The organism is Ralstonia mannitolilytica (assembly GCF_000954135.1).
In the GTDB taxonomy this organism is placed as follows: domain Bacteria; phylum Pseudomonadota; class Gammaproteobacteria; order Burkholderiales; family Burkholderiaceae; genus Ralstonia; species Ralstonia mannitolilytica.
Genome location: NZ_CP010799.1, coordinates 126,392 through 147,643 on the forward strand (window position 1 = coordinate 126,392; position 21,252 = coordinate 147,643).

Here is a 21,252-nt window from a genome sequence, read left to right on the forward strand (position 1 = left end):
GCTCCGTCAGTGTGAAACAGCAGGCGATTAAGCCAGCGAGCCACCAGCTGCTTCGATTGCGGCCTTCGCCCCAGCCGTTGCGCCGATACCCTTCAGGGTCACCTTCTTGTCGATTTCGCCCGACAGGATCACCTTGGCGCTCTTGACCATCTCGCCCACCAGGCCGGCTTGCTTGAGGGACAGCAGATCGATTTCCTCGATCGGCAGCCCCGCCAGGTCGCCCAGACGCACTTCAGCGGTGAATTCCTTGGTCAGCGAGGTGAAACCACGCTTGGGCAGACGACGATGCAGGGGCATCTGGCCGCCTTCAAAGCCGACCTTGTGGAAACCACCCGAACGCGACTTCTGACCCTTGTGACCACGGCCAGCCGTCTTGCCCAGGCCCGAGCCAATACCGCGACCAACGCGGCGCTTGGCGTGCTTGGAGCCGGCTGCCGGCTTCAGGTTATTCAGTTGCATGCTCTTCTCCGTCTTCCCTTAGCCGATGACCTTGACCAGGTAGGACACCTTGTTGATCATGCCGCGCACTGCGGGCGTGTCCTGCAATTCGGACACCGAGTTCAGGCGGCGCAGGCCCAGACCACGCACCGTAGCGCGATGGTCTTCGCGCGTGCCGATCAGGCTGCGCACGAGTTGGACTTTCACGGTTTTCTGCGACATATCGTTCACCTATCCCTTCGGCTTAGCCGAGGATCTCTTCGACCGACTTGCCACGCTTGGCAGCAATCTCAGCCGGGGTGCTCATCTTGCGCAGGCCGTCCAGCGTTGCGCGCACCATGTTGTAAGGATTGGTCGAACCGTGCGACTTGGTCACGATGTTCGTCACGCCCATCACTTCGAAGATGGCGCGCATTGGACCACCGGCGATCACACCAGTACCGTCCTTTGCAGGCATCATCTGCACCTTGGCGGCGCCATGCTTGCCAACCACTTCGTGCTGGAGCGTACCGTTCTTCAGCGGGACCTTAACCATCTTGCGACGGGCTTCGTCCATTGCCTTCTGCACGGCCACGGGCACTTCCTTGGCCTTGCCTTTGCCCATGCCGATACGGCCGTCGCCGTCACCCACCACGGTCAGTGCGGCGAAACCGAGAATACGGCCGCCCTTGACCACCTTGGTCACGCGGTTGACCGCGATCATCTTCTCGCGAAGACCGTCGTCGCGTTCGTCCCCTTGGACCTTCGGTTGAATTTTTGCCATGACGATATCCTCTATGCCGGCTTAGAACTTCAGGCCAGCTTCGCGTGCCGCGTCAGCCAGTGCCTTCACGCGACCGTGATAACGGAAACCCGAGCGATCGAACGCCACGGCTTCGATGCCGGCAGCCTTCGCCTTCTCGGCGATACGCTTACCCACCAAGGTGGCGGCAGCGGTGTTGCCACCGTTGCCGTTCAATTCCTTGCGGACTTCGGCTTCCGCCGTCGAGGCCGAAGCCAGGACCTTGGTGCCGTCTTCCGAGAAGACCTGCGCGTAGATGTGCAGGTTCGTACGGTGCACAGCCAGACGGGCGACGTTCAGTTCCGCAATCTTCAGGCGGGTCTGACGTGCACGGCGCAGACGCGAGTCATTTTTGTTCATGATGTGCACCCTTACTTCTTCTTGGTTTCCTTCAGGATCACACGCTCATCGGCGTAGCGCACACCCTTGCCCTTGTACGGCTCAGGCGGGCGATAACCACGCACTTCAGCGGCGACCTGACCAACTTTCTGCTTGTCCGAACCCTTGATGATGATTTCGGTTTGCGTCGGCGTTTCCGCCTTCACGCCTTCCGGCATCTCATGGATCACGTCGTGCGAGAAACCGAGTTGCAGCTTCAGGGCGTTGCCCTGAACCGAAGCACGGTAACCCACGCCGACCAGGTTCAGCTTGCGCTCGAAACCCGTCGTCACACCCTTCACCATGTTGGCCGTCAGGGCGCGCATCGTGCCTTGCAGCGCATTGGCTTCACGCGACTCGTCCGCGGGCGAGAACGTGATCGTGCCGTTGTCGGTGTTGACCTTGACCAGCTCGTGAATCGGCTGCGACAGGGTACCCAGCGGGCCCTTGACGGTCAGCAGACCACCAGCGAAATTGACTTCGGCGCCCTTGGGCAGCGCGATGGGAGCCTTACCTACGCGAGACATGGTTCCCCTCCCTTAGGCGACGTAGCAAATGACTTCGCCACCGACACCGGTTGCGCGGGCACGGCGGTCCGTCATCAGACCCTTCGGGGTCGAGATGATGGCAACGCCCAGGCCGTTCATCACTTGCGGGATTTCGTTACGGCCCTTGTACACGCGCAGACCAGGCTTCGAGACGCGCTCCAGGCGCTCGATGACCGGACGGCCGGCGTAGTACTTCAGACCAATCGTCAGGGTTGCCTTGCCACCCTGCTCGGTCACGGCGAATTCGTCGATGTAGCCTTCGTCCTTCAGGACCTTGGCGATTGCCACCTTCAGCTTCGACGACGGCATGACCACCGACGCTTTTTCCACCGCTTGCGCGTTGCGGATACGCGTCAGCATATCGGCGATCGGATCGCTCATGCTCATACTGTTTCTCCTGTAGCCTGTGCGTGATTACCAGCTGGCTTTCGTCAGACCCGGGATCTCGCCCTTGAAGGCGATTTCACGGAGCTTGTTACGCGCCAGGCCGAACTTGCGGAACGTACCGCGGGGACGACCGGTGATCGAGCAGCGGTTGCGCTGACGAGTCGGGTTCGCGTTGCGCGGAAGCTGCTGCAGCTTCAGACGCGCTTCGTAACGCTCTTCTTCCGACTTGCTTTGGTCGGCCACGATGGCTTCGAGAGCGGCGCGCTTTTCAGCGTACTTGGCCACGAGCTTGGCACGCTTCTTCTCGCGTTCGATCAGAGACAATTTAGCCACGGTAACCCCTTAATTACGGAACGGGAACTTGAATGCGTTGAGGAGCGCCTTGGCTTCCTCGTCGCTCTTCGCCGTCGTGGTGATGCTGATGTTCAGGCCACGCAGCGCGTCGATCTTGTCGTACTCGATCTCGGGGAAAATGATCTGCTCTTTCACACCGATGTTGTAGTTGCCACGACCGTCGAACGCCTTGCCGGACACACCGCGGAAGTCGCGCACACGCGGCAGCGACACGGTGATGAAGCGGTCCAGGAATTCGTACATGCGTTGGCCACGCAGCGTGACCATCGTGCCGATCGGGTAACCCTGGCGGATCTTGAAGCCGGCGATAGCCTTGCGGGCTTTCGTCACGACAGGCTTCTGGCCCGCGATCTTGGTGAGGTCGCCGGTGGCGTGCTCAATGACCTTCTTGTCATTCACAGCCTCGCCAAGACCCATGTTCAGGGTGATCTTGGTGATGCGCGGCACTTCCATCACGGACTTGTAGCCGAACTGCTTGATCAGTTCGGGCACAACCTTTTCTTTGTAAAACTCTTGCAGACGCGCAGTCATGCTCAACTCCTCTCTCTCGCCCAGAATCAAGCGCCGACGGCAGCACCGGTGGTCTTCAGTACGCGCGTCTTCACGCCACCTTCGACCTTGATGCCGACGCGCGACGGCTTGCCATTGGCATCCACGAGCGCAACGTTCGAAATATGGATGGGCATGACCTTGTCGACCACACCACCCGTGGTACCCAGCATCGGGTTCGGGCGCACGTGCTTCTTGGCGACGTTCACGCCTTCCACGGTCACGTGCTCGCCGAGCACAGCGAGCACGGTACCTTGCTTACCCTTGTCCTTGCCGGTGCGGACGATGACGCGATCGCCCTTGCGAATCTTGTTCATGCGGCCTCCGATTACAGCACTTCCGGCGCGAGCGACACGATCTTCATGAAGCGCTCGGTACGGAGTTCGCGAGTGACCGGCCCGAAGATACGGGTGCCGATCGGCTCAAGCTTGGTGTTCAGCAGCACGGCGGCATTGCCGTCGAACTTGATGAGCGAGCCGTCAGGACGGCGCACGCCCTTGGCGGTACGCACCACCACGGCGTTATAGATGTCGCCCTTCTTGACGCGACCACGCGGGGCAGCATCCTTGACGCTGACCTTGATGATGTCGCCGACGCTGGCGTAGCGGCGCTTCGAACCGCCCAGCACCTTGATGCACATGACTTCACGCGCACCCGTGTTATCGGCCACTTCGAGCCGGCTTTCTGTCTGAATCATGGTGTTCTCGTCCCAACTTAATTCGCCAGGCACACAATGCGCGGAGGCGATCAGTCTTGGTCCCGCCGGCCGCTGGCATTGCGCCAGCCGCGATTGGGTTGATCAACTTGAAGTCGGTAGCTGCCCGACGGCGAGCGCCGCCCGGCCCATTCTTTTTTTCCCTCGACCCGAGCCGACTGCGATGCAGCCGACACCCTTACAAAGGGAAAGACCGAGACTATATCACATAATCTCGGTCTTGCAACAGCAAACTACTTCGCTGTTGTTTTAGATCACGCGTGCAGCTTCAACCAGACGCGACACCACCCACGACTTGGTGCGCGAGATCGGGCGCGATTCCGTGATCTCAACCTTGTCGCCTTCGTTGTACTGGTTGGCTTCGTCGTGCGCATGGTACTTCTTGGAGCGCACCACGTACTTGCCGTACAGCGGATGCTTGACGCGGTTTTCGACCAGGACCGTCACGGTCTTGTCCATCTTGTTGCTGACAACGCGACCGACGAGCGTGCGCTTCAGGGACGTTGCGGCTTCAGTCATTTCTGGTTCCCCTTCTGGCCCAGCACGGTGCGGACGCGCGCGATGTCACGACGCACCTTCTTCAGCTGGCTGGTGTTCTGCAGCTGTTGCGTCGCCTTTTGCATGCGCAGGCCAAATTGAGCCTTCAGCAGCTCGGAGAGCTCCTGGTTCAGCCCGGCGACATCTTTGTCGCGCAGTTCGGATGCTTTCATGGTGTGTGCTCCTTACGTTCCGACCTGACGCACCACGAAGCTGGTCGCGATCGGCAGCTTGGCAGCCGCCAGGCGGAACGCCTCGCGTGCCAGTTCTTCACCGACGCCATCCATTTCGTACAGCATCTTGCCCGGCTGAATTTCAGCCACGTAGTATTCCGGGTTGCCCTTACCGTTACCCATACGGACTTCGGCAGGCTTCTTCGAGATCGGCTTGTCCGGGAAAATCCGGATCCAGATGCGGCCGCCACGCTTGATGTGACGGGTCATCGCACGACGGGCCGACTCGATCTGACGTGCCGTCAGACGGCCGCGGCCCATCGCCTTCAGGCCGAACTCGCCGAAAGAGACCGCATTACCGCGCGTTGCGATACCCGTGTTGCGGCCCTTCTGCTCCTTGCGGTACTTCCTACGCTTCGGTTGCAGCATGTTTATTCTCCAGTCTTGGCGTCGGCGCCACGACGGGCACCTGCGCCAGCACCGCGGCGCTGACCAGCCGGACGGCCCTCGCCCTCACGGCGGCGACCTTCCGGGCGACCCGGACGGCGACGGCGCTCATCTTCCTTCGGCTCTTCCACGACGGGCGCATCGTTGCGGCCCAGATGGTCGCCCTTGTACACCCACACCTTGACACCGATGATGCCGTAGGTGGTTTCCGCTTCGGAGAAGCCGTAGTCGATGTCGGCGCGCAGCGTGTGCAGGGGCACACGGCCTTCGCGGTACCACTCGGTACGGGCGATTTCGATACCGTTCAAACGGCCCGAGCTCATGATCTTGATGCCCTGGGCACCCAGGCGCATCGCGTTCTGCATTGCGCGCTTCATTGCGCGGCGGAACATGATGCGGCGCTCGAGCTGCTGCGTGATCGAATCGGCGATCAGCTGTGCATCGACTTCCGGCTTGCGGATTTCTTCGATGTTCACGTGCACAGGCACACCCATGCGACGCTGCAGCTCGGCCTTCAGCAGTTCGATGTCCTCGCCTTTCTTGCCGATCACCACGCCCGGACGCGAGCTGTAAATGGTGATACGTGCATTCTTGGCCGGACGCTCGATGACCACGCGGCCCACCGAAGCGTTCTTCAGCTTCTTCTTCAGAAACTCGCGAACCTCGATGTCTTCCTTGAGCATGTCCGCAAACTGGGTGTTGCTGGCGTACCAGCGCGATGCCCAGTTACGGCTGACAGCCAGACGGAAGCCAGTCGGATGAATCTTCTGTCCCATCGTGACCCCTTAGTTGCCCAGCGTCACAGTGATGTGACAGGTTTGTTTCTCGATGCGGTTGCCACGGCCCTTCGCACGTGCGGTGAAGCGCTTGAGCGACGTTGCCTTGTCGACGTAGATCGACTTGACCTTCAGCTCGTCGATGTCGGCGCCTTCGTTGTGCTCGGCGTTCGCGATGGCGGACTCAACCACCTTCTTCACGATGCCAGCCGCCTTTTTCGGGCTGAACGTCAGCACGTTGAGCGCGCGCTCGATCGGCAGACCGCGGATCTGGTCAGCAACCAGACGCGTCTTCTGTGCGGAGATACGGGCGCCGCGATGAATCGCTTTAACTTCCATGATTGCCCCTTATCGCTTCGCTTTCTTGTCGGCAGCGTGGCCCTTGAACGTGCGCGTCAGCGCAAATTCACCGAGCTTGTGGCCAACCATGTTTTCCGTGACATACACGGGAACGTGCTGACGGCCGTTGTGGACGGCGATCGTCAGGCCGATGAAGTCCGGCAGAATGGTCGAGCGACGCGACCACGTCTTGATGGGCTTCTTGTCCTTGCTGCTCACCGCCGCTTCCACCTTCTTCAGCAGGTGGGCGTCGATGAACGGACCTTTCTTTACGGAACGAGTCATTTCTTAGCTCCTACCTACCGATTAACGCTTGTGGCGGCGCTGGACGATCATGCTGTCCGTGCGCTTGTTACGACGGGTGCGGTAGCCCTTGGTCGGCGTGCCCCACGGGGACACCGGATCACGGCCAGCTGCGGTACGACCTTCACCACCACCGTGCGGGTGATCGATCGGGTTCATCACCACACCACGGACGGTCGGGCGGATACCGCGCCAACGCGTCGCACCGGCCTTGCCGATCTGGCGCAGGCTATGCTCTTCGTTGCCGACTTCACCGATGGTGGCGCGGCACTCGATGTGCACGCGGCGCACCTCACCCGAGCGCAGACGCACTTGAGCGTAGATGCCTTCGCGAGCCAGCAGCACGGCGGACGTACCGGCCGAGCGGGCGATTTGTGCGCCCTTGCCCGGCAGAATCTCCACGCAGTGGATCGTCGTACCGACCGGGATGTTGCGGATCGGCAGGTTGTTACCGGCCTTGATCGGCGCTTCCGAGCCGTTGGCGATGGCCTGGCCGACCACGGCGCCCTTCGGGGCGATGATGTAGCGGCGCTCGCCATCGGCGAACAGGACCAGCGCGATGTTGGCGCTGCGGTTCGGATCATATTCCAGGCGTTCGATCTTGGCCGGAATACCGTCCTTGTCGTTACGCTTGAAATCGACCACACGATAGTGGTGCTTGTGACCACCGCCCTTGTGACGGGTGGTGATGTGGCCGTTGTTGTTACGGCCCGACTTCTGGATTTGCTTTTCCAGCAGCGGAGCGTACGGCGCGCCCTTGTGAAGGTCGGGATTGACGACCTTCACCATCGAGCGGCGGCCCGGCGATGTCGGCTTGGTTTTGACGAGTGCCATGATTACTTGGCCTCCGCTTCAAAATTGATTTCCTGACCCGGCTTCAACGAAACGTAGGCCTTCTTCACGTGGTCACGACGACCCATGAAGCGACCGAAGCGCTTTTGCTTGCCCTTCTGGTTCAGGATCTGGACGGACTCGACCTCGACCTTGAACAGCAGTTCGACGGCAGCCTTCACTTCGCCCTTGTTGGCGTCGCGGGCCACTTCGAACACGACCTGCTCGTTCTTCTCGGCCACCAGGGTTGCCTTTTCAGACACCACAGGTGCCAGCAGCACCTGCATCAGGCGATGGTCGTTCTTGGCAACTTGCGTCATTTCAGCAACTCCTCGATCTGCGCGACGGCGCCCTTCGTCACGAGCACCTTCTTGTAGTGCACGAGCGACAGCGGATCGGCGTGACGCGGCTCAACCACGAGCACGTGCGCCAGGTTGCGCGATGCCAGGAAGAGATTTTCGTCCAGGTTATCGGTAATCACGAGCACCGAATCCAGGCCCATGGCGCGGAACTTGTCGGCCAGCAGCTTGGTCTTCGGGGCTTCGACGGACAGGCTGTCAACGACGTTGATGCGGCCTTCGCGGGCAAGCTGCGAATAAATCGAGCGCATGCCGGCGCGGTACATCTTCTTGTTGACCTTCTGCGAGAAGTTTTCTTCCGGGCTGTTCGGGAAGATACGACCACCCCCACGCCACAGCGGGGAGGAGCTCATACCTGCACGGGCGCGACCCGTACCCTTCTGGCGCCACGGCTTCTTGGTCGTGTGCTTGACCTCTTCACGATCCTTCTGCTTACGGTTGCCGCTGCGCGCGTTGGCCTGGTAAGCGACGACGATCTGGTGAACGAGGGCCTCGTTGTAATCACGGCCGAACACTTCCGGCGAGGCAGCAACACCCGCGCCGAGTTGACCGTTGTCCTGGAGCAGCTTCAGTTCCATGCGTTTGCTCCTTATGCCTTCTTGGCGCGAGCCTTCACGGCCGGCGTGACGATGACTTGACCGCCCTTGGCACCCGGGATGGCGCCCTTGACCAGCAGCAGCTTGCGCTCTGCGTCGATGCGGGCGATTTCCAGGTTCTGGACGGTACGGGTGACGTCACCCATGTGACCGGTCATGCGCTTGCCCGGAAACACACGGCCCGGATCCTGCGCCATACCGATCGAGCCCGGCACGTTGTGCGAACGCGAGTTACCGTGCGACGCGCGGCCCGACGAGAAGTTGTAACGCTTGATGGTACCGGCGTAGCCCTTACCAATCGTCACGCCCTGGACGTCGATCTTCTGACCGACTTCGAACAGGTCGACGCTGATGTTCGCGCCGGGCTGGAATTCTGCGGCACGAGCGGCATCCACTCGGAATTCTTTGATGACTTCGCCCGCTTCCACACCGGCTTTGGCGAGATGACCCGCCAGCGGCTTGGTGACGCGGCTGGCACGGCGGGTGCCGAAGGTGACTTGAACCGCGGTGTAACCGTCGGTCTCGTCCGTCTTGATTTGCGTCACGCGGTTGTCGCCGACCTCGAGCACGGTGACGGGAATCGAATCGCCGTCGTCCGTGAAAATACGGGTCATGCCAACCTTGCGACCTACAAGGCCAAGGCTCATGGTTTGCTCCATTCCCAGCTGCGATTGGCCGGGGCTGATTGATACTACGAATCTTGAACTGGGCCGCGCCTAAAGAGACAGCGCACGGCCAAATGGCCAGCCCACTCCCCTTGACTAAAGGGGTAGCCCTACACTATATCCCGGTTACGGACAATCCGCAAGCACGATTGGCGGATTCCCGTCCGGGCGTCGCGCACGGAACAACATTCTTGGCAAAAAGCAAAACGGCGAGCACCTGGCTCGCCGTCCGCGCCCGTTGCCGGCGAACCGGCAGCGTTGTCTTGCTTACTGCAGCTTGATCTCGACGTCCACGCCGGCCGGCAGGTCCAGCTTCATCAGCGCGTCGACAGTCTTGTCGGTCGGATCGACGATGTCCATCAGGCGCTGATGCGTACGGATTTCGAACTGGTCGCGGCTGGTCTTGTTGACGTGCGGCGAACGCAGGACGTCGAAACGCTGGATGCGGGTCGGCAGGGGCACCGGGCCCTTGACGATCGCGCCGGTGCGCTTGGCGGTCTCGACGATCTCAGCGGCCGACTGGTCGATCAGGCGATAGTCGAAAGCCTTCAGGCGGATACGGATCTTTTGGTTCTGCTGCATGATGTTTCCTTAAAGAGCGTGGCGGCCAGGCCGCCGGAAGATGGAAAGAGCGATAACCCGACGATGCGCCGCGCCCTTGGGCAGCAGCGGCGCATCAGTCCGCCTTACTCGATGATCTTGGCGACGACGCCGGCGCCGACGGTACGGCCGCCTTCACGGATGGCGAAGCGCAGGCCTTCTTCCATGGCGATCGGGGCGATCAGCTTGACGGTGATCGACACGTTGTCGCCCGGCATGACCATTTCCTTGTCCTTCGGCAGCTCGATCGAGCCGGTCACGTCGGTCGTACGGAAGTAGAACTGCGGACGGTAGTTGTTGAAGAACGGGGTGTGACGACCGCCTTCGTCCTTGGACAGGATGTAGACCTCGCCCGTGAAGTGCGTGTGCGGGGTGATCGAACCCGGCTTGGCGAGCACCTGGCCACGCTCGACGTCTTCACGCTTCGTGCCGCGCAGCAGGATACCGACGTTGTCGCCTGCCTGACCTTGGTCGAGCAGCTTGCGGAACATTTCGACGCCCGTGCAGGTGGTCTTCTGCGTGGCCTTGATACCGACGATTTCGATTTCCTCGCCGACCTTGATCACGCCGCGCTCGATACGGCCGGTCACCACGGTGCCGCGGCCCGAGATCGAGAACACGTCTTCCACCGGCATCAGGAACGTGCCGTCCACGGCGCGCTCCGGCGTCGGGATGTACGAGTCCAGCGCGTCGGCCAGGTTCATGATCGCCACTTCACCCAGCTCGCCCTTGTCGCCTTCCAGCGCCAGCTTGGCCGAGCCCTTGATGATCGGGGTGTCGTCGCCCGGGAATTCGTACTTCGAGAGCAGCTCGCGCACTTCCATTTCCACCAGCTCGAGCAGCTCGGCGTCGTCCACCATGTCGCACTTGTTCAGGAAGACGATGATGTACGGCACGCCAACCTGGCGGGCCAGCAGGATGTGCTCACGCGTTTGCGGCATCGGGCCGTCCGCGGCCGAGCACACCAGGATGGCGCCGTCCATCTGGGCGGCACCGGTGATCATGTTCTTGACGTAGTCGGCGTGGCCCGGGCAGTCAACGTGCGCGTAGTGGCGGTTGGCCGTTTCGTACTCGATGTGTGCGGTGTTGATCGTGATGCCGCGTGCCTTTTCTTCCGGCGCTGCGTCGATTTCGTCGTACTTCTTCGCTTCGCCACCGAACTTGCTCGACAGCACGGTCGCGATCGCTGCGGTCAGCGTCGTCTTGCCGTGGTCAACGTGACCAATCGTCCCAACGTTCACGTGCGGCTTGGTCCGCTCGAACTTTTCCTTTGCCATGTCAGCTCCTCAATTCGGAATCAGCTAATTACTAGATATGGATCGGGGCGACCGCACGTGCGGTCGCCCAAACACGTTGATTACTTCGTACCCTTGGCGGCCATCACGGCTTCGGCGATGTTCTTCGGTGCCTCAGCGTAGTGCTTGAATTCCATGGTGTACGTGGCGCGGCCTTGCGTGGCCGAGCGCAGCGCGGTCGAGTAACCGAACATTTCCGACAGCGGGACTTCGGCCTTGATGATCTTGCCGCCGCCTGCCATGTCGTCCATGCCCTGCACGATGCCGCGGCGGGACGACAGGTCGCCCATCACGGTACCGGTGTAGTCTTCCGGCGTTTCCACTTCCACGGCCATCATCGGCTCGAGCAGCACCGGGCTGGCGCGGCGCATCGCTTCCTTGAACGCCATCGAGCCGGCCATCCGGAACGCGTTTTCGTTCGAGTCCACGTCGTGGTACGAACCGAACGTCAGCGTGACCTTCACGTCGACGACCGGGAAGCCGGCCAGGACGCCCGCAGTCAGCGTGTCTTCGATACCCTTCTGCACTGCCGGGATGAATTCCCGCGGAATCACACCGCCCTTGATGGCGTCGACGAACTCGAAGCCCTTGCCAGGCTCTTGCGGTTCCAGCGTGATCACTGCGTGGCCGTACTGGCCGCGGCCGCCCGACTGCTTGACGAACTTGCCTTCGACGTCGGTTGCCGTCTTGCGGATCGTTTCGCGGTAGGCCACCTGCGGCGCGCCGATGTTGGCTTCCACGCCGAATTCGCGCTTCATGCGGTCGACCAGAATTTCGAGGTGGAGCTCGCCCATGCCCGAAATGATGGTCTGGCCCGACTCTTCATCGGTCTTCACGCGGAACGACGGATCTTCTGCAGCCAGGCGGTTCAGCGCCAGGCCCATCTTTTCCTGATCGCCCTTGGTCTTCGGCTCGACGGCCTGCGAGATCACCGGCTCCGGGAACACCATGCGCTCCAGCACGATCGGCGCGCTCGGGTCGCACAGCGTGTCACCCGTGGTCGCGTCCTTCAGGCCCACTGCCGCAGCGATGTCACCGGCCAGCACTTCCTTGATTTCTTCGCGCTGGTTGGCATGCATCTGCAGAATACGGCCCAGACGTTCCTTCTTCTGCTTGACCGGGTTGTACACCGTGTCACCCGAATTGACCTTGCCCGAGTAGACGCGGAAGAAGATCAGCTGGCCAACGAACGGGTCGGTCATGATCTTGAACGCCAGCGCCGAGAACTTTTCGTTGTCGTCAGCCTTGCGCTCGAGCTTCTTCTCGTCGTCGTTCTCGTCCACGCCCTTGACCGGCGGAATGTCGACCGGCGACGGCAGGAAGTCGATCACGGCGTCGAGCATGCGCTGCACGCCCTTGTTCTTGAACGCGGTGCCGCACAGCATCGGCTGGATTTCGCAGGCGATGGTACGGTCACGCAGCGCCTTGACGATCTCGGCACGGGTCAGCTCTTCGCCGCCCAGGTACTTTTCCATCAGCTCTTCGCTGGCTTCGGCCGCGGCCTCCACCATCTTCTCGCGCCATTCCTCAGCGGTGGCTTGCAACTCGGCCGGGATGTCCTTGTATTCGAACTTCACGCCCTGGCTGGCTTCGTCCCAGATGATGGCCTTCATTTCCAGCAGGTCGACGACGCCCTGGAAGCCGTCTTCCGCGCCGATCGGCACCACGACGGGCACCGGGTTGGCCTTCAGACGGGTCTTCAGCTGGTCATAGACCTTGAAGAAGTTCGCGCCGGTACGGTCCATCTTGTTGACGAACGCCAGACGCGGCACCTTGTACTTGTTGGCCTGACGCCAGACGGTTTCCGACTGCGGCTGCACCCCGCCCACCGCGCAGTACACCATGCACGCGCCGTCCAGCACGCGCATGGAACGCTCCACCTCGATGGTGAAGTCCACGTGGCCCGGGGTGTCGATGATGTTGAAGCGGTGCTCGGGGTAGTTGCCCGCCATGCCCTTCCAGAAGGCGGTGGTGGCAGCGGACGTGATGGTGATGCCGCGCTCTTGCTCCTGCTCCATCCAGTCCATGGTGGCGGCGCCATCATGCACTTCACCGATCTTGTGGTTCACACCGGTGTAGAACAGGATCCGCTCGGTCGTGGTGGTCTTGCCGGCGTCGATGTGAGCAGAAATACCGATGTTACGGTAGCGCTCAATGGGGGTCTTACGAGCCACGGTTAATCCTCAGATTCGTCAACGGGGCGCCGGCAATCGCCAAGCGCCCCTAATACAAATGGGCGAGATGTGCGCACACAGCCCGCCCAGCAACCAACAACGTTGTCGCGTCGCTTAGAAGCGGAAGTGCGAGAACGCCTTGTTGGCTTCGGCCATGCGGTGCACTTCGTCGCGCTTCTTCATCGCGCCGCCGCGGCCTTCTGCAGCTTCGAGCAGCTCACCAGCAAGACGCAGGGCCATCGACTTCTCGCTGCGCTTCTTCGCAGCTTCCCGCAGCCAACGCATCGCCAATGCCAGACGACGCGACGGCCGGACTTCGACCGGCACCTGATAGTTGGCACCGCCAACACGGCGGCTCTTCACTTCGACCACCGGCTTCACGTTGTTGATTGCAACGCTGAAGACTTCGATGGGCGCCTTGCCTGCTTTCTTCTCGATCTGGTCGAACGCACCGTAGACGATACGCTCAGCCACCGACTTCTTGCCGTCCAGCATCAGGACGTTCATGAACTTGGCGACTTCCACATTGCCGAACTTCGGGTCCGGCAGAATTTCCCGCTTGGGGACTTCACGACGACGTGGCATCTTCTTTCCTTCTTCAGTTCAGTTGAGAACCGCTTCGGTTCTCCGGCCACCAACTAGCTTGTCTTCCAACAATCTGAGCCGGGTGACCACTTACTCGACGGTGCCAGTGCGATCGAAAAAACGCACCGTTGTACCGCCTGCTCATGACAAGACCGTGACCGCAGATGCGGCGCGATCCTCGCAGCTTAGGCTGCCTTCGGACGCTTCGCGCCGTACTTCGAGCGCGCTTGCTTACGGTCCTTGACGCCTTGCAGGTCAAGGGAGCCGCGCACGATGTGGTAACGCACACCCGGCAAGTCCTTCACACGGCCGCCGCGGATCAGCACGACGCTGTGTTCTTGCAGGTTGTGGCCTTCACCGCCGATGTACGAAATGACTTCGAAACCGTTGGTCAGGCGCACCTTGGCGACCTTACGCAGTGCCGAGTTCGGCTTCTTCGGCGTCGTGGTGTACACGCGGGTGCACACGCCGCGACGCTGCGGGCAGTTCTCAAGTGCCGGGCTCTTGCTCTTCAGCTTTTCCGAGACGCGGGGCTTGCGAACCAGTTGGTTGATGGTTGGCATTGTTCAATCCAGCTTGGTTTTTGAAAAATCGCCGGCTCACATAACGTGAACGCCTCATTTATGAGGCGGACGGCGCAATCGGGTTTTATGGAAGTGGCGAGCAGAACGCTCTGGGAAGAGGACCTGCGGGAACAGATCAAGACCAAAGAGCGCGAGCCCGTCTGGTTCAGATGTCTTGCACGGCGCTTTGCCGGGCACGGACGTGCGGAGCCAGAAGCCAAAAACTCGAATCTGGCACTATAGCCGGGTGTGTTGCAAGCGTCAAGCGCGCTACCGCTCTGGTAGCGCGGTGTGCCGATCAGCACCCCCGGTGTGTCGCGTGGGCAGCACGGCGTGCGGACTCCGGCCACAGGAAGGCCAGTGCGGCGGCGGCCACGAAACCAAGCGCGAGGACCGACACGCCGACCCAGCCGGCACGGTCCCACGTCGCGCCCGCAAGCCCGCCGCCTGCCGCAGCGCCAAAAAAGAATGCCCCCGTATAGAGCCCGTTCACTCGTCCGCGGATTTCGGGCGGCAGCGTGTTGACGGTGTACCGGCCCAGCGCCTGGTCGCCGATCGCGCCGAAATCCAGCAGCAATGCCGCCGCCGCCAGCATCGTCAGCGCGACGGGAACGCCCAAGCCGGGCACGAGCGCCGACGCCAGCGCCAGTAGCAAGCCGGCCGCCGCAATGCCATGGGCGAGCAGCGTTCCCACGCGCACCAAGCCACGATCCGCCAGGCGGCCCGCCACGGGCGCGGCGACCACCCCCGCCGCGCCGCACAGCGCAAAGACGCCGATGCCGCTCTGCGACAGGTGGAACGGCGCCGCCGCCAGCCGGAGTGCCACAGCCGTCCAGAACAAGGTGAACGCGGCCATGAGCAGCGCCTGGGTGGCAGCGCGGCGTCGCAGCACGGGCTCGGCGCGCAACAGGCGTCCGTATGAACGCAGCAGCGCGCCGTAAGACAGCGCGCGCGGCGGCACGAAGGTCGGCATCACGCGTGGCAGCACGACCGCCAGCGCGACAATCGCCACGGCGGAGGCGCCGTAGTACGCCCGCCACCCCCACTGCGCGGCGATCAGGCTCGCAGCCGGTCGCGACAGCAGGATACCGAGGTTCAGGCCGATCATGATGTCGCCGAGCACGCGGCCGCGCCGGTGGTCGCCCGCCAGGCGCCCGGCCAGCGCAATCAACATCTGGATGACGGTCGAGGTGACGCCGATAGCGAAGGCGGCCAGCATCAGCACCTGCCCGCTGCGCGCGACGGCGGTCAGCGCGAGCGACGCCACGGCGCCCCACAGCGTGCGCGAGACTAGCGCGCGGTTGTCCTGCAGGTCGGTCAACGGCATCAGCAGCAGCAGCCCGATGCCGTAGCCGACGAGCGTGGCCGTCACCAGCAGCCCGGTGGCGGCCGTCGTCCATCCGATGCTGGCGGCAATCTCGGCGACGAGCGGCTGTATGCCGAACAGGTTCACGACGATGAGCCCGACGGCGGCGGCAAACAGCGGCGTGGCGCCACGGGGAAGCGCGTCGGCGAGGGGCGTGTTGGGAACGGCTGGGGCTTCGGTGGTCATGATGCGCGGGACGAGGAGTCGGAGACCCCATCCTAGCCAGCCGATTCGCGCAGATTAAGGTAGCCTCTGGCGCCATATTGTTTCCATACGTGCGCAAATATGGATCGGCTTTCTGACGTGGTGGTCTTCGTGCAGGTGGTGGAGCGCGGCAGCCTGTCGGCGGCGGCCGATGCAATGGGGATGTCGCGCGGCGGGATCAGCAAGGCGCTCGCGCGGCTGGAAGCGCGGCTGCAGACGCGCCTGCTGCAACGCACGACGCGACGCCTGTCGCTGACCGAGGCGGGCGCGGCGTTCTTCGAGAAGAGCCGCGAAGGCCTTGCCCTCGTGGACGCCGCCGAGCAGGCCGTGACTGCCTTGCGCGACGAGGCGCGCGGCACGTTGCGCGTGTCGGCGCCGGCCTCGTTTGCGGTGACATTGCTGGCGCCGCTGCTGGGCGCATTCCAGGCGCGCTACCCGGCCGTGCAGATCGACCTGGACATGAACGACCGTTATGCCGATCTGGTCGCTGGGCGCATCGACGTGGCGGTCCGCATCGGCATGCTAGAGGACTCGTCGCTCGTCGCGCGGCGGCTGGCCAGCTGCGCACATGCTATCTACGGCGCGCCGTCGTACTTCCGCAAGCACGGCATTCCGCGCACGCCGGACGATCTGCGCCAACACAACTGCCTCGTCTATGCCAATTACGACGGGCCGTACGATTGGATCCTCACGGATACGGCAGGCCAGCGCCATGTGGCGCACGTGTCCGGCTCGATGCTGGCCAACAACAGCCTCGTGCTGCGCGAGGCGGCGCGCTCAGGGCTGGGGGTGTCGCTGGGGCCGGCGTACCTCGTGCGGGAGGACATCGCGGCCGGGCGCCTGCAGGCCGTGCTGACTGACTACACCGCGCGCGAAGTGCCGCTGCACGCCGTGTTCACGCAGCGCGTCCATCTGCTCCCGAAGGTGCGCGCGTTCGTCGATTTTCTTGGCGAGCATCTGGCGCGCACTGGCGTGATGGGGCCACTGCCCCTGGCAGCCAGCTAGGCCGCTTCGCGGCACTTCGCCAACACGTCGAGCAGCGCCTGCCCATACCGGTCCAGCTTGGCCACGCCGATGCCCGGCAACTCGCCCAGCGCCTCGCGCGAATCCGGATCGGTTTCGGCAATGCGCGCGAGCGTGCTGTCGTGGAAGATGACGTACGCCGGCACGCTATGCTCGCGCGCGGCCTGAGTCCGCCACGCGCGCAACGCCTGCCAGCGCACCTGCGCCTCCGGCGAAAGATCGGCGGCCGGATCGGCGCGGCGCTCCTTCTTCGTCAACGAGGACGATGTGCCGCGCGCCTTCTCTGTCTGACGGCGCAGGATCACGCGCTGCTCGCCCTTGAGCACCGGACGCGCCGCATCGGTGAGGATCAGCGCGCCATGGCCGCCGTGGTCGACCGCAAACAGGCCTTGTGCGACCAACTGGCGGAACACGCTGCGCCACGCCGCTTCCGACAGCGCGCTGCCGATGCCGAACGTCGACAGCGTTTCGTGGTGCCACTGCTTGACCCGCTCGGTCGCGTTGCCGCGCAGGATGTCGATGAGCTGGCCCGCGCCAAAACTCACGCGGCTGGCCTGCTGGACGCGGTACGCGCACGACAGCGCCATCTGCGCCTCGCGCGTGGCATCCCAGGTTTGCGGCGGCGTGAGGCACGTATCGCAGTTGCCGCAGGGCTGGCTGCTTTCCCCGAAGTACGCAAGCAGTGCCACGCGGCGGCAGGTTGCCGCTTCGCACAGGCCGAGCAGCGCTTCGAGCTTGGCGGTGGAGACGCGCTTGTGCACATCGTCCGCATCGGATTCGTCGATCATGCGGCGCTGCTGCACCACGTCGGCCAAGCCGTAGGCCATCCACGCGTTGGCGGGCAGGCCGTCGCGGCCGGCGCGGCCGGTCTCCTGGTAGTAGCCCTCCAGGCTCTTGGGCAAATCGAGATGCGCAACGAAGCGGACGTCCGGCTTGTCGATGCCCATGCCGAAAGCGATGGTCGCCACCATCACGACGCCCTCCTCCTTGCGGAAGATCGCCTGATGGCGGGCGCGCACTTCAGAATCCATCCCGGCGTGATACGGCAGCGCGCGGATGCCCTGCTCGGCCAGCCACTGCGCGGTCTCTTCCACCTTCTTGCGCGACAGGCAATAGACGATGCCGGCGTCGCAGGTGTCGCCGTCCATGTGCTCGGCCCGGATGAAGCGCAGCAGCTGCTGCCGCGCGCTGTCCTTCTCGACAATGGTGTAGCGGATGTTCGGGCGGTCGAAGCTGGAGAGGAAGACGCGGGAACCCGTGAGCGCGAGCCGTTCGATGATCTCGTCGCGCGTGACCGCATCGGCCGTGGCGGTGAGCGCAATGCGTGGCACGTGCGGGAAGCGCTCGTGCAGCACCGAGAGCTGAATGTACTCGGGCCGGAAATCGTGCCCCCACTGCGATACGCAGTGCGCTTCGTCAATAGCAAACAGGCCGATGCGCGATCGCTCAAGCAGCTCGAGAAAGCGCGGCGTCATCAACCGCTCGGGCGCCACGTAGACGAGGTCCAGCCGCCCTGCCGCGAGATCGCGCTCGACCTGCGCGGCCTCGGCGCCCGTCAGCGCGGAGTTGAGATACGCGGCGCGGACGCCCGCCTCTTCCAGCGCGGCCACCTGATCCTGCATCAGCGCAATGAGCGGCGACACGACGATGCCGGCGCCCTGCCCGCGCCGGTGCCGCACGAGCGCCGGAATCTGATAGCAGAGCGATTTGCCGCCGCCGGTCGGCATCAGCACGAGGCAATCGCCGCCGTCGGCGACGTGCGCGACGATTTCCGCCTGCGGGCCGCGGAAGGCGCTGTAGCCGAACACATCGTGCAGCACCGCATGCGTGGCGGCGGCGGTGTCTTCGGGCAGCGCCTGCAGCGCGTGGTCTATGGCGGGAGAGTCGTACATCGGGACGGCGGGTGCGCGCGGTGTCACGCGCGGGCTGGGCGAAACCGCTATTGTGACAAACCCCGCCGAGGGGCGGTCAATCAGGACAGTCGGATTGTCGGAAACGCTGCGGTCAGACCTTGCGCGCAACGATGCGATGGATTGTCCGCCCCGACGATTGGCTAACGGCCGCTTCGTCGAAAACCACTTCAGTGCCGGCCAGCGCCTCGCGCACGGGCGCCGCATCGAACGACGTGAACAGCCGGCCGCGCCCATCGCGCTGGTCGGCGTCGGGCGTGACGCGCCAGCTCAGATACAGCGTGCCGCCCGGGCGCAGCAACGACACCAGCCGCCGCACGGCCGCGCCGATCTGCTCGGGCGGCAGATGCATGATGACGGTCTCGCAGAGGACGTTGTCGAACGCACCTTCGGCAATGCCGACCAATTCAGGCAAGACCGCCTGCCGGAACGACAGCCCTGGATATTGCTCGCGTGCCGCTTCCAGCAGCGCGGCAGACGCGTCGTAGCCGACCGCCGGGTAACCGTTGGCGTTGAGCCACGCCACCTCGCGCCCCGCGCCGCAGCCGATGTCGGCGGTGGCACCGCCTGCCTTGAACTCGCGGCGCAGCAGCGCGTACAGGTCTTCAGGCGCCGGCTGCTCGCGCCACTCCTGCGCGAAGGTTTGGGCGAGCGCGTCGTAGGCGGCAACGGTCTGCGTGTCCATGGCGGCTCCGGTCGTGTGGGCTACTTCATCGTGAAACTGCGGAGCAGCGTCAGATCGCCGGCCTTGCGCATCGGCACGACAAACGTCTGCTGGCGTTCAGACGGCGTGTTCTCGTCGGTGATGATGGTGACGGTGGCGGTGGTGATCGCGCTGCGGTCGTTGCCGCTGCCGTAATAGTTCACGTAGACGAGGTACGTGCCGGGCACCGGCGCCGGGTTCGAATAGATCTCGGGCCCGTAGCCAGTGGTGACGTCCACGTCGAGCGCGCCGCCGTTTTCAACGACGCGGTTGCCGTACCAGGCGTGCTGACCGTCGGGCGAGATGACATGCAGGTCGAGATCGGTGCCGTCGGTGTCCCACGCGAGGACCACGCGCAAGCGCGGACGCTGCTTGCCGGTGTAGCTGTCGTAGAACTGCACGCGCTTGGCGTCGCCGCGCGCGCTGCGCACCTCGACGCTGTTGCTGCCCGCGCCAAATGCGTACGGACGCGAGAACGTGCCGTCGGCCTCGATGCGCTGCGGCATGGCCACGCCGTTGACGATCAGCGTGCCGACCGACGCGCCATCGGCGCCACGGCGGCGGCGCGGCTTGTTCTCGTCGGTTGCTGCGGCCGCCTTCGGCTGGTTGCGGATGCGCCCGGCGATCATCGACGCCACGCCCTGCCCTTGCGGCGTGGACACCGACACCGCCGGGTAATGCACGTCCTGCGTGTAGCGGGACTCGTCGCCCGCGGAATTGCGCCAGCCGTTGAGCGGCGCGGCGATCTCGACATTGCCGGTGTCGGTTTGCGCGAGCACGCTGCCCGCGGCCGCAAACGTGGCCAGCGCAATCGCGACGGCAAGACGGAAAGTGGAAAGCGTCATGCGGATCGCCTTAGAAGCGGATCGATTTCATCAGCGCCAGCTCACCGATCTTGCGCAGCGGTACGGTCACGAACTCGCGCCGCTCGTTGGGCGTGTTCTCGTTATAGATGAGCGTCAGTTGCGCGGTGATGAGATCGCGGTCGTGCGCTTTTTCGTCGAAGTTGTAGCCGCCGGCGTTGAAGTTGCCCCAGTAGTTCACGTAGAACAGCCACACGCCGGGCCGCGGCGCGGCGGTCGAGAAGATCTCCGGCCCGGCACCGTCAACGCTGTCGACGTCGAGGCCGCCGCCGTCGGACAGCAGCGGTTGCGCCCAGAACGCGTGATCGCCAATCGGCGAAATGACGTGCATGTCGACCTCGGCGCGCGGGTCGTCCCACGTGAGGACAGCGCGCAGCCTGGCCGACGTCTTGGTGGTGTCGGCCTCGTAGAACTGCAGGCGTTGGCGCGACTGGCCGTCGGCACTGACGATTTCGACGCTGTTCGAGCCCGGGCCGAACGCCCAGGGGCGGGCGAAGCGGCCTTCGCCATCGCCATACAGCGGCATGGCGTTGCCGTTGACGACAAGCACCGGCGGGCGGCGTTGCTTGCCGGCTGCGCGGAGGCGTCCGGCGATGAGCGTGCGGTACTTTTGCGCGCCACGGTCCACGGGCGGTTTTGGATACGCCGCGGTGTATTGCTCCAGCTCGTTGGTCAGCTTGCTGTTGCGCCAGCCGCCGATCGGCCCTTCCAGATCGGCCACCGGCTCAGCCAGCGCCGAAGCGGCCAGCAGCAGCGCAACGGTGCCCAGCGCCAAGCGCGTCATCCCACT

31 protein-coding genes are annotated in these 21,252 nt (G+C 63.6%); 1 reads left to right on the forward strand and 30 read right to left on the reverse strand.

Features of this window, described 5'->3' with window-relative positions; all coding sequences use genetic code 11:
- Nucleotides 1-27: 27 nt before the first annotated feature.
- The 26 genes from rplO to TK49_RS00765 all read right to left on the reverse strand — a co-directional run bounded on the left by rplO (nt 28) and on the right by TK49_RS00765 (nt 15,945).
- The gene (gene rplO / locus TK49_RS00640; RefSeq protein ID WP_024977880.1) at nt 28-459 is read right to left on the reverse strand and encodes a 50S ribosomal protein L15; all 432 of its coding nucleotides are present in this window, start codon (nt 457-459) and stop codon (nt 28-30) included.
- Between the two features lie 18 nt (nt 460-477).
- The gene (gene rpmD, locus TK49_RS00645; RefSeq protein WP_006576229.1) at nt 478-660 is read right to left on the reverse strand and encodes a 50S ribosomal protein L30; all 183 of its coding nucleotides are present in this window, start codon (nt 658-660) and stop codon (nt 478-480) included.
- A gap of 22 nt (nt 661-682) precedes the next feature.
- Nucleotides 683-1,201: a 30S ribosomal protein S5 gene (gene rpsE / locus TK49_RS00650; protein ID WP_013211230.1), complete on the reverse strand. Its 519-nt coding sequence runs from the start codon at nt 1,199-1,201 to the stop codon at nt 683-685.
- 21 nt (nt 1,202-1,222) lie between these two features.
- The gene (gene rplR, locus TK49_RS00655; RefSeq protein WP_009241896.1) at nt 1,223-1,579 is read right to left on the reverse strand and encodes a 50S ribosomal protein L18; all 357 of its coding nucleotides are present in this window, start codon (nt 1,577-1,579) and stop codon (nt 1,223-1,225) included.
- 11 nt (nt 1,580-1,590) lie between these two features.
- Nucleotides 1,591-2,124 carry a 50S ribosomal protein L6 gene (gene rplF / locus TK49_RS00660; RefSeq protein WP_045785043.1) on the reverse strand — a complete coding sequence of 178 codons (534 nt, stop codon included), beginning with the start codon at nt 2,122-2,124 and terminating at the stop codon, nt 1,591-1,593.
- Nucleotides 2,125-2,136: 12 nt separating this feature from the next.
- Nucleotides 2,137-2,532 (reverse strand): 30S ribosomal protein S8, encoded by a 396-nt coding sequence (gene rpsH / locus TK49_RS00665; RefSeq protein ID WP_003271376.1) that lies wholly within the window; start codon nt 2,530-2,532, stop codon nt 2,137-2,139.
- Nucleotides 2,533-2,559: 27 nt separating this feature from the next.
- Nucleotides 2,560-2,865 (reverse strand): 30S ribosomal protein S14, encoded by a 306-nt coding sequence (gene rpsN / locus TK49_RS00670; RefSeq protein WP_003264132.1) that lies wholly within the window; start codon nt 2,863-2,865, stop codon nt 2,560-2,562.
- A gap of 9 nt (nt 2,866-2,874) precedes the next feature.
- Complete coding sequence (gene rplE, locus TK49_RS00675; RefSeq protein ID WP_045785044.1) at nt 2,875-3,417, reverse strand: 50S ribosomal protein L5; 543 nt, start codon at nt 3,415-3,417, stop codon at nt 2,875-2,877.
- A gap of 26 nt (nt 3,418-3,443) precedes the next feature.
- Nucleotides 3,444-3,752, reverse strand: a complete 309-nt coding sequence (gene rplX / locus TK49_RS00680) for a 50S ribosomal protein L24 (RefSeq protein WP_045785045.1) — start codon at nt 3,750-3,752, stop codon at nt 3,444-3,446.
- 11 nt (nt 3,753-3,763) lie between these two features.
- Nucleotides 3,764-4,132: a 50S ribosomal protein L14 gene (gene rplN / locus TK49_RS00685; RefSeq protein WP_003264129.1), complete on the reverse strand. Its 369-nt coding sequence runs from the start codon at nt 4,130-4,132 to the stop codon at nt 3,764-3,766.
- 267 nt (nt 4,133-4,399) lie between these two features.
- The gene (gene rpsQ, locus TK49_RS00690) at nt 4,400-4,669 is read right to left on the reverse strand and encodes a 30S ribosomal protein S17 (protein ID WP_045785046.1); all 270 of its coding nucleotides are present in this window, start codon (nt 4,667-4,669) and stop codon (nt 4,400-4,402) included.
- Complete coding sequence (rpmC, locus tag TK49_RS00695) at nt 4,666-4,860, reverse strand: 50S ribosomal protein L29 (protein ID WP_004634481.1); 195 nt, start codon at nt 4,858-4,860, stop codon at nt 4,666-4,668. The genes rpsQ and rpmC overlap by 4 nt, the downstream gene beginning before the upstream one ends.
- Nucleotides 4,861-4,872: 12 nt before the next feature.
- Nucleotides 4,873-5,289, reverse strand: a complete 417-nt coding sequence (gene rplP / locus TK49_RS00700; protein ID WP_003264123.1) for a 50S ribosomal protein L16 — start codon at nt 5,287-5,289, stop codon at nt 4,873-4,875.
- A 2-nt stretch (nt 5,290-5,291) separates the two neighbouring features.
- Nucleotides 5,292-6,083: a 30S ribosomal protein S3 gene (gene rpsC, locus TK49_RS00705; protein ID WP_045785047.1), complete on the reverse strand. Its 792-nt coding sequence runs from the start codon at nt 6,081-6,083 to the stop codon at nt 5,292-5,294.
- Between the two features lie 9 nt (nt 6,084-6,092).
- The gene (gene rplV, locus TK49_RS00710) at nt 6,093-6,422 is read right to left on the reverse strand and encodes a 50S ribosomal protein L22 (RefSeq protein ID WP_003271370.1); all 330 of its coding nucleotides are present in this window, start codon (nt 6,420-6,422) and stop codon (nt 6,093-6,095) included.
- A gap of 9 nt (nt 6,423-6,431) precedes the next feature.
- Complete coding sequence (rpsS, locus tag TK49_RS00715; protein ID WP_045785048.1) at nt 6,432-6,707, reverse strand: 30S ribosomal protein S19; 276 nt, start codon at nt 6,705-6,707, stop codon at nt 6,432-6,434.
- A 21-nt stretch (nt 6,708-6,728) separates the two neighbouring features.
- Entirely contained in the window at nt 6,729-7,559 is an 831-nt protein-coding gene (rplB, locus tag TK49_RS00720; protein WP_045785049.1) for a 50S ribosomal protein L2, read from the reverse strand.
- 2 nt (nt 7,560-7,561) lie between these two features.
- Nucleotides 7,562-7,876, reverse strand: a complete 315-nt coding sequence (rplW, locus tag TK49_RS00725) for a 50S ribosomal protein L23 (protein WP_004634476.1) — start codon at nt 7,874-7,876, stop codon at nt 7,562-7,564.
- Entirely contained in the window at nt 7,873-8,493 is a 621-nt protein-coding gene (gene rplD / locus TK49_RS00730) for a 50S ribosomal protein L4 (protein ID WP_045785050.1), read from the reverse strand. Before rplD ends, rplW begins: the two co-directional genes overlap by 4 nt.
- Nucleotides 8,494-8,504: 11 nt before the next feature.
- Nucleotides 8,505-9,158 (reverse strand): 50S ribosomal protein L3, encoded by a 654-nt coding sequence (gene rplC / locus TK49_RS00735; RefSeq protein ID WP_082063008.1) that lies wholly within the window; start codon nt 9,156-9,158, stop codon nt 8,505-8,507.
- Between the two features lie 285 nt (nt 9,159-9,443).
- Nucleotides 9,444-9,758 carry a 30S ribosomal protein S10 gene (rpsJ, locus tag TK49_RS00740; protein WP_003264110.1) on the reverse strand — a complete coding sequence of 105 codons (315 nt, stop codon included), beginning with the start codon at nt 9,756-9,758 and terminating at the stop codon, nt 9,444-9,446.
- Between the two features lie 104 nt (nt 9,759-9,862).
- Complete coding sequence (gene tuf / locus TK49_RS00745; RefSeq protein ID WP_045785052.1) at nt 9,863-11,053, reverse strand: elongation factor Tu; 1,191 nt, start codon at nt 11,051-11,053, stop codon at nt 9,863-9,865.
- A gap of 80 nt (nt 11,054-11,133) precedes the next feature.
- Nucleotides 11,134-13,245, reverse strand: a complete 2,112-nt coding sequence (fusA, locus tag TK49_RS00750) for an elongation factor G (protein ID WP_045785053.1) — start codon at nt 13,243-13,245, stop codon at nt 11,134-11,136.
- 114 nt (nt 13,246-13,359) lie between these two features.
- Nucleotides 13,360-13,830, reverse strand: a complete 471-nt coding sequence (gene rpsG, locus TK49_RS00755; RefSeq protein ID WP_006576502.1) for a 30S ribosomal protein S7 — start codon at nt 13,828-13,830, stop codon at nt 13,360-13,362.
- A gap of 185 nt (nt 13,831-14,015) precedes the next feature.
- Entirely contained in the window at nt 14,016-14,393 is a 378-nt protein-coding gene (gene rpsL, locus TK49_RS00760; RefSeq protein ID WP_003265519.1) for a 30S ribosomal protein S12, read from the reverse strand.
- A gap of 298 nt (nt 14,394-14,691) precedes the next feature.
- Nucleotides 14,692-15,945: an MFS transporter gene (locus TK49_RS00765; protein ID WP_045785054.1), complete on the reverse strand. Its 1,254-nt coding sequence runs from the start codon at nt 15,943-15,945 to the stop codon at nt 14,692-14,694.
- Between the two features lie 99 nt (nt 15,946-16,044).
- On the opposite strand from TK49_RS00765, the gene TK49_RS00770 reads away from it, so the two are divergent.
- Complete coding sequence (locus TK49_RS00770; RefSeq protein ID WP_045785055.1) at nt 16,045-16,968, forward strand: LysR family transcriptional regulator; 924 nt, start codon at nt 16,045-16,047, stop codon at nt 16,966-16,968.
- On the opposite strand, the gene recQ is transcribed toward TK49_RS00770, so the two are convergent.
- The 4 genes from recQ to TK49_RS00790 form a co-directional block, all read right to left on the reverse strand.
- Nucleotides 16,965-18,878: a DNA helicase RecQ gene (gene recQ / locus TK49_RS00775; protein ID WP_045785056.1), complete on the reverse strand. Its 1,914-nt coding sequence runs from the start codon at nt 18,876-18,878 to the stop codon at nt 16,965-16,967. The genes TK49_RS00770 and recQ overlap by 4 nt on opposite strands.
- Before the next feature lie 112 nt (nt 18,879-18,990).
- Nucleotides 18,991-19,581, reverse strand: coding sequence for a class I SAM-dependent methyltransferase (locus TK49_RS00780; protein WP_045785057.1), 591 nt, complete (start codon nt 19,579-19,581; stop codon nt 18,991-18,993).
- 20 nt (nt 19,582-19,601) lie between these two features.
- Nucleotides 19,602-20,444, reverse strand: coding sequence for a YfaP family protein (locus TK49_RS00785; protein WP_045785058.1), 843 nt, complete (start codon nt 20,442-20,444; stop codon nt 19,602-19,604).
- A 10-nt stretch (nt 20,445-20,454) separates the two neighbouring features.
- The gene (locus tag TK49_RS00790; protein ID WP_045785059.1) at nt 20,455-21,246 is read right to left on the reverse strand and encodes a YfaP family protein; all 792 of its coding nucleotides are present in this window, start codon (nt 21,244-21,246) and stop codon (nt 20,455-20,457) included.
- Between the last annotated feature and the right edge of the window lie 6 nt (nt 21,247-21,252).

What these genes read in the sequence shown, in the direction of transcription:
- rplO (WP_024977880.1), bottom strand. Translation starts at nt 459, where the DNA reads ATGCAACTGAATAACCTGAAGCCGGCAGCCGGCTCCAAGCACGCCAAG.
- rpmD (WP_006576229.1), bottom strand. Translation starts at nt 660, where the DNA reads ATGTCGCAGAAAACCGTGAAAGTCCAACTCGTGCGCAGCCTGATCGGC.
- rpsE (WP_013211230.1), bottom strand. Translation starts at nt 1,201, where the DNA reads ATGGCAAAAATTCAACCGAAGGTCCAAGGGGACGAACGCGACGACGGT.
- rplR (WP_009241896.1), bottom strand. Translation starts at nt 1,579, where the DNA reads ATGAACAAAAATGACTCGCGTCTGCGCCGTGCACGTCAGACCCGCCTG.
- rplF (WP_045785043.1), bottom strand. Translation starts at nt 2,124, where the DNA reads ATGTCTCGCGTAGGTAAGGCTCCCATCGCGCTGCCCAAGGGCGCCGAA.
- rpsH (WP_003271376.1), bottom strand. Translation starts at nt 2,532, where the DNA reads ATGAGCATGAGCGATCCGATCGCCGATATGCTGACGCGTATCCGCAAC.
- rplE (WP_045785044.1), bottom strand. Translation starts at nt 3,417, where the DNA reads ATGACTGCGCGTCTGCAAGAGTTTTACAAAGAAAAGGTTGTGCCCGAA.
- rplX (WP_045785045.1), bottom strand. Translation starts at nt 3,752, where the DNA reads ATGAACAAGATTCGCAAGGGCGATCGCGTCATCGTCCGCACCGGCAAG.
- rplN (WP_003264129.1), bottom strand. Translation starts at nt 4,132, where the DNA reads ATGATTCAGACAGAAAGCCGGCTCGAAGTGGCCGATAACACGGGTGCG.
- rpsQ (WP_045785046.1), bottom strand. Translation starts at nt 4,669, where the DNA reads ATGACTGAAGCCGCAACGTCCCTGAAGCGCACGCTCGTCGGTCGCGTT.
- rpmC (WP_004634481.1), bottom strand. Translation starts at nt 4,860, where the DNA reads ATGAAAGCATCCGAACTGCGCGACAAAGATGTCGCCGGGCTGAACCAG.
- rplP (WP_003264123.1), bottom strand. Translation starts at nt 5,289, where the DNA reads ATGCTGCAACCGAAGCGTAGGAAGTACCGCAAGGAGCAGAAGGGCCGC.
- rpsC (WP_045785047.1), bottom strand. Translation starts at nt 6,083, where the DNA reads ATGGGACAGAAGATTCATCCGACTGGCTTCCGTCTGGCTGTCAGCCGT.
- rplV (WP_003271370.1), bottom strand. Translation starts at nt 6,422, where the DNA reads ATGGAAGTTAAAGCGATTCATCGCGGCGCCCGTATCTCCGCACAGAAG.
- rpsS (WP_045785048.1), bottom strand. Translation starts at nt 6,707, where the DNA reads ATGACTCGTTCCGTAAAGAAAGGTCCGTTCATCGACGCCCACCTGCTG.
- rplB (WP_045785049.1), bottom strand. Translation starts at nt 7,559, where the DNA reads ATGGCACTCGTCAAAACCAAGCCGACATCGCCGGGCCGCCGCTCGATG.
- rplW (WP_004634476.1), bottom strand. Translation starts at nt 7,876, where the DNA reads ATGACGCAAGTTGCCAAGAACGACCATCGCCTGATGCAGGTGCTGCTG.
- rplD (WP_045785050.1), bottom strand. Translation starts at nt 8,493, where the DNA reads ATGGAACTGAAGCTGCTCCAGGACAACGGTCAACTCGGCGCGGGTGTT.
- rplC (WP_082063008.1), bottom strand. Translation starts at nt 9,158, where the DNA reads ATGAGCCTTGGCCTTGTAGGTCGCAAGGTTGGCATGACCCGTATTTTC.
- rpsJ (WP_003264110.1), bottom strand. Translation starts at nt 9,758, where the DNA reads ATGCAGCAGAACCAAAAGATCCGTATCCGCCTGAAGGCTTTCGACTAT.
- tuf (WP_045785052.1), bottom strand. Translation starts at nt 11,053, where the DNA reads ATGGCAAAGGAAAAGTTCGAGCGGACCAAGCCGCACGTGAACGTTGGG.
- rpsG (WP_006576502.1), bottom strand. Translation starts at nt 13,830, where the DNA reads ATGCCACGTCGTCGTGAAGTCCCCAAGCGGGAAATTCTGCCGGACCCG.
- rpsL (WP_003265519.1), bottom strand. Translation starts at nt 14,393, where the DNA reads ATGCCAACCATCAACCAACTGGTTCGCAAGCCCCGCGTCTCGGAAAAG.
- TK49_RS00765 (WP_045785054.1), bottom strand. Translation starts at nt 15,945, where the DNA reads ATGACCACCGAAGCCCCAGCCGTTCCCAACACGCCCCTCGCCGACGCG.
- TK49_RS00770 (WP_045785055.1), top strand. Translation starts at nt 16,045, where the DNA reads ATGGATCGGCTTTCTGACGTGGTGGTCTTCGTGCAGGTGGTGGAGCGC.
- recQ (WP_045785056.1), bottom strand. Translation starts at nt 18,878, where the DNA reads ATGTACGACTCTCCCGCCATAGACCACGCGCTGCAGGCGCTGCCCGAA.
- TK49_RS00780 (WP_045785057.1), bottom strand. Translation starts at nt 19,581, where the DNA reads ATGGACACGCAGACCGTTGCCGCCTACGACGCGCTCGCCCAAACCTTC.
- TK49_RS00785 (WP_045785058.1), bottom strand. Translation starts at nt 20,444, where the DNA reads ATGACGCTTTCCACTTTCCGTCTTGCCGTCGCGATTGCGCTGGCCACG.
- TK49_RS00790 (WP_045785059.1), bottom strand. Translation starts at nt 21,246, where the DNA reads ATGACGCGCTTGGCGCTGGGCACCGTTGCGCTGCTGCTGGCCGCTTCG.